Origin of the sequence: Flavobacterium sp. K77 (assembly GCF_021608205.1) — a bacterium.
GTDB classification, from domain to species: domain Bacteria; phylum Bacteroidota; class Bacteroidia; order Flavobacteriales; family Flavobacteriaceae; genus Flavobacterium; species Flavobacterium turcicum.
Genome location: NZ_JAKIHO010000040.1, coordinates 1 through 768, shown reverse-complemented (window position 1 = coordinate 768; position 768 = coordinate 1). Strand labels below are relative to the sequence as shown.

Sequence of the window (768 nt, the reverse complement as noted above, 5' to 3'; positions counted from 1 at the left end):
CTTGCAACTTCTGCTACGCAGTTCTCTAACGTAGGTGCTTACCCAATCGTAGTGACTTTAGGTAGTAATCCTAACTATAATGTTACTGCTGTAAACGGAACTTTAACAGTTACGCCTAAAGCTATTAATGTAGTAGTTACTGCTGATGATAAAACGAAAGTTTACGGTGATCTTAACCCTGAACTAACAGCCGTGGTGACTGGTGCTGTAAATGGAGATACGATTAACTATACACTAGCAACTTCTGCTACGCAGTTCTCTAACGTAGGTGCTTACCCAATCGTGGTGACTTTAGGTACTAATCCTAACTATAACATTACTGCTGTAAACGGAACTTTAACAGTTACGCCTAAAGCTATTGATGTAGTTGTTACTGCTGATGACAAAACGAAAGTTTACGGTGATCTTAATCCTGCTCTAACAGCGGTGGTAACGGGTGCTGTAAATGGAGATACGATTAACTATACCCTAGAAACTTCTGCTACGCAGTTCTCTAACGTAGGTGCTTATCCAATCGTGGTGACTTTAGGAAACAATCCTAATTATAATGTTACTGCTGTAAACGGAACTTTAACAGTTACTCCAAAACAAGTAGATGTTTTGGTTACTGCTGATGATAAAACAAAAGTATACGGTGATCTTAACCCTGCTCTTACAGCTGTGGTGACTAGTGCTGTAAATGGAGATACGATTAACTATACCCTTGCAACTTCTGCTACGCAGTTCTCTAACGTAGGTGCTTACCCTATCGTAGTGACTTTAGGTAGT

At 40.0% G+C, this 768-nt stretch carries 1 protein-coding gene; it reads left to right on the top strand.

All coding sequences use genetic code 11. The annotated features are described in order from the left end of the window. A partial coding sequence (locus L1S34_RS14795; protein WP_236364868.1) for an MBG domain-containing protein occupies positions 1-768 on the top strand: 768 nt, incomplete at both ends.